This is a genomic window from Desulfosarcina sp. (assembly GCF_033791525.1).
Lineage (GTDB): Bacteria > Desulfobacterota > Desulfobacteria > Desulfobacterales > Desulfosarcinaceae > Desulfosarcina.
Genome location: NZ_JASJGN010000013.1, coordinates 1 through 4,356 on the forward strand (window position 1 = coordinate 1; position 4,356 = coordinate 4,356).

At 51.9% G+C, this 4,356-nt stretch carries 4 protein-coding genes; 3 read left to right on the forward strand and 1 reads right to left on the reverse strand.

Translation table 11 applies throughout. From position 1 onward, the window contains the following. Positions 1 to 351 (reverse strand): PAS domain-containing protein (locus QNK41_RS00530; RefSeq protein WP_319252656.1); only part of this gene is annotated, 351 nt, incomplete at its 3' end. 920 nt (positions 352 to 1,271) lie between these two features. Between QNK41_RS00530 and QNK41_RS00535 the strand changes: the two genes are divergently transcribed. From QNK41_RS00535 to QNK41_RS00545, 3 genes are all read left to right on the forward strand, one after another. Next, positions 1,272 to 2,420 carry a TRAP transporter substrate-binding protein DctP gene (locus tag QNK41_RS00535; protein ID WP_319252658.1) on the forward strand — a complete coding sequence of 383 codons (1,149 nt, stop codon included), beginning with the start codon at positions 1,272 to 1,274 and terminating at the stop codon, positions 2,418 to 2,420. 113 nt (positions 2,421 to 2,533) lie between these two features. Beyond that, the gene (locus tag QNK41_RS00540) at positions 2,534 to 3,046 is read left to right on the forward strand and encodes a TRAP transporter small permease subunit (protein ID WP_319252660.1); all 513 of its coding nucleotides are present in this window, start codon (positions 2,534 to 2,536) and stop codon (positions 3,044 to 3,046) included. 6 nt (positions 3,047 to 3,052) lie between these two features. Beyond that, positions 3,053 to 4,356: TRAP transporter large permease subunit (locus QNK41_RS00545; RefSeq protein ID WP_319252662.1), on the forward strand; the 1,304-nt coding region annotated here is incomplete at its 3' end.

A 4,356-nucleotide genomic window follows, 5' to 3' on the forward strand; every position in this document is an offset into this window, starting at 1 on the left:
CACCAGGCCGAACACGGCGATGACGCTCCCCTCTCTTCGAATGGGAATGCGGTGCACCACGATGTTCTGGCCGCGAATAGTCTGGGTATGGTTGATTTCGGGCTTGCCCGTGCGGGCCACGATGTGCATCCGGCTGTTTTCGACGACTTCCGTGCAGTGTTTTCCGATGCTTTTTTCTGCATCGAGGCCGAGAAACTGCGCATAGGGCTTATTTAGATGGGTCACGAGACCATTGGCATCCGTTACCATGGCACCGTTGTAGATGCTGTCGAATATCAGTTGAAACAGTTCGAGTTGGTTTTTTATCCGATTTAATTCATTAGATTGCGCCACATGTTGGTTTTTCGCCATCCGAAAATGATCCTTTGCGGTCAAGAATGAAATAAAAGTTCAGGTGAACGAATATGTCTCAAAATTGCGTCATGTATCTAAATAAATACACTTTGGCTGGGTCTGCGTCTACTTAAAAAAAACCAGGAATCCATGAAAAGGTGTTAAGCCTTTGATATCATGCAGGTCACAATTTAATTGCCCGGTTATTTTTTTCTGGTCCTGAAATTGCAAAATTTAGAAAACCCAAAGGGTATGCATTTCAATTGGTACCGCCATTTTCGAACCGGTCCATGGAAGTCGGGCCTTTTCTTCTTGCGGAGCGAGCGGTTTCCATCTATATGCTGGAAACAGAGCGATATATACCTCACTGTCCGAATCATAAATAGTGCCCATCCATAAATGACCAATTCGCCCGACATCTGCGTTATTCGAAAAATGTTATCCTCGGAATATCAAACATATGCCTCCGGTAAAATTTTTCGAAAGCCTTGATCTCGACCCAATTTGCCTATTTCTGGACAGACACTAAATAGTAATCAACGCTTTCGGTTCTGACCCGATGATGACTGCCACCAATGGCATGAACCAATCATCGAATAAGGATGGACCGGCCCTATATCCTGCTGCCCGGAGGCGACTTGCACCCAATTGGTTGAACACCTGTCACAAGTGCAGCGCAGGCCTGTCAAGGATGCTTTTTAAAATGAATCGCATTTATCCTTTGTATCCCAAATTATTCTTGACATGGTCCGGCGTCTATACTATCCAAACCTATTATTGGTATGACCAATAAATCCTTAAACATTGGACCATAATACAAGACCTTCCAGATGTCATTGAAAGGAGGTGAGCGGCTAACCTGTAGGCAAGTGCTCAATTTACAACTTTTCAAGTTGAGATGTTTTCAATCCATTCGAATTAGCAGGGAGGAACCCGTCATGAAAAAAGCGTTAACCACCATTTTTTGCATTGCCTTGGCCCTTTGTTTCCTGACCAGCGCATCCTATGCCAAACGTGAAAAATTCGGCAGCGACAAACGCCATGATATGGCCAAGCGCGTCAATTTCAAAACCAGCACTGAAAAAATCCGCTGGAAAATGGTAATGCCCTGGAGCAAAGGCCTTCTGTTTTACGATATCGCCGTGCATTTTGCCGACAGCGTACGCCTGGCTTCTGCCGGCCGGTTGGATATTAAGCCCTTTTCAGCTGGCGAGTTGGTACCTGCCATGCAAAGCTTCGACGCAGTAAGTGAGGGCAGCGCCCAGGTCGGTCATGACTGGCCCGGTTACTGGAAGGGAAAAAACGAAGCGTTCGTGGCCTTTGCCTCCGTGCCTTTCGGCCTGGATGCCGAGGGTTACAACATCTGGCTTTATGAAAAAGGCGGCCTTGAGATGATGCAGGAACTCTATGGCCAGTTCAACCTCTTCGCTCTGCCCGGTGGCCAGGTTGGTCAGGAGATGGGTCTGTCCTCCAACAAACGCTCCGCCAAGATGGAAGATTTCAAGGGCATGCGCGTTCGTACCCCGGGTTGGTACATGGACATCATGAACAATCTGGGCGCTTCGGTCACCCCCCTGCCTGGCGGCGAAGTCTACCTGGCCCTGGAGCGGGGCGTCATCGATGCCGCAGAGTTCTCCTCTCCGGCGATCAATTATCCCATGGGATTTGATGAGATCACTAAATACGCCATCCAGCCCGGCGTGCATCAGCCCGGTGTCCAGTGCGCCCTGTTCTTCAATAAGGATGCATATGAAAAACTGCCCGAAGACCTGAAATGGATCATCGACATCTGTGCCAGGGAGACCCAGTTGTGGAGCTACAACTGGATCAACAGCCTCAACGCCGAAGCCGTTCGCCGCTTCAAGGACAAAATGGAATTCGTCAAGATGGACAAAGAAACCCTTATCGAATTCCGCAAGACCACCAAAACATACCTGGACGGCGTCAAGGCCAAATACCCGGATGTGAAAAAGGTGCTCGACAGCCAGGAAGCTTTCATAGCGGATTTTGCCGACTGGCGCGATGCCCGCTCCGGAGCGACTCCGTGGCCATATGAAACCTACATCGGCGGTCGTATTACCGAATAGAGACCCATTGGCATTTAATCCATTGAACGCAACGGTTGAAGGTCTGCTTCCAGGAGATGCAGACCTTCAACCCATATCAACGGATCACGTGCCGTTTGAAAGGAACAAGAGGCATGCTGGCAAAACTATCCAAAGCAATTGATACATTTAACATCAAGCAAGGCGAGGTCAGTGCGTTGCTCGCCCTGCCGCTGCTGCTGGTGGTGGTTTACGAGGTGGTCATGCGTTACGCATTCAACGCACCCACCAGCTGGGGCTTTGAAGCCACCACGTTTTTGTACGGGGTGCACTACATGCTGGGCCTGGCTTACTGCGACGTATACAGCGGCCATGTGCGGGTGGACATCTTTACTTCGCGCATGTCGCAGCGGCCCCAGGGGGTAATCGGTGTTCTGACCAATCTGGTCTTTTTCATGCCGGTGATGATCCTGATGACGATCGCATCCTGGAAATACGCCCTGACATCCATCGCCGGCCTGGAACTCAACCCCACCAGCTGGGCACCGCCGATCTATCCCATCAAAACCCTGATGGCCATCTCTTTTTCGTTTTTGCTGATTCAGGGAATTTCTAATTTAATACATAATATCAGGGTTTTGCAAGGTAAAGCGGAAGGGGTGAGGTAACTAATCATGAGTGTAGAATTTCTAACTGTCGCGATGTTCGTGTCGCTGATTGTGGCTATTATCTTCGGTCACCCGCTGGCCTACACCCTGGCGGCTGTGGCAACCCTGTTCGGGTTGATCGACAACGGGTTCAATGTCGGTCCCCTGTTCAACATGTTTGCCAACAACGCCTGGGGCGTCATGGAAAACTATGTGCTCGTGGCCATCCCGCTGTTCATTCTCATGGCCCAGCTGCTGGACCGCTCCAAGGTCAGCGACAAGCTTTTCGAGGCCATGTACGTGGTACTGGGAAGCATCAAGGGCGGGCTGGGCCTGGCAGTTGTTATGGTGTGCACCGTTTTTGCCGCCACCACGGGCATCATCGGTGCCTCGGTGGTCGCGATGGGATTGCTGGCCACCCCGGCGCTGCTGCGCAAGAACTACCAGAAAGAGATGACCAGCGGTATCATCTGTGCGGCCGGTACCCTGGGAATTTTGATACCCCCATCCATCATGATGGTCATATACGGCGGCTTGACCGGACTCAAGGAGACCACTGTCGGCAACCTGTTTGCCGGGGCTATCTTCCCGGGCATGCTGCTGGCCGGTTTGTATTTCGCCTATATTCTAATTCGCTGCAACATTAACCCGAAGCTGGGTCCCCCGATTTCGAAAGAAGAGGCTGGCACATACACAGCTGCACAAAAATGGGGCATGACCTTAAAGTCGCTGGTGCCTCCCCTGGCGCTGATTCTTGCGGTGATGGGAACCATTCTGGGCGGCGTGGCCACCCCCACCGAGGCGGCCGGCATGGGCGCCAGCGGTGCGGCGATACTGGCGCTGGCCAACCGCAAGCTCACCTGGCTGGTATTCAGGGACAGCTGCCGCGCCACCTTGAAAACCACCGCCATGGTGATGATGCTCTTCATCGGCGGTAAATTCTTCAGCTCGGTGTTTCTGAGCATGGGCGGCGGCGATGTGGTGGCCGATACCCTGCTGGGCATGGATGTGCACGAGTACGTGGTGCTGGTGATCATGATGGCCGTGGTGTTCATCTTGGGGATGTTCATCGACTGGGCGGCGATTCTGCTGGTGGTGGTGCCGATCTTCACCCCCATCGCCCTGGACTTGGATTTCAATCCCTTGTGGTTCGCCATGCTGATCTGTATCAATCTGCAGACTTCATTCCTAACCCCGCCCTTCGGTTACGCCTTGTTCTACTTCAAGGGTGTCGCCCCTCCTGAATACAGCATGACGGATATTTACAAGGGCATTCTGCCTTTCGTTGCGCTGCAAGTCGTGGGGTTGGCGTTGATGATGGCATTTCCCGG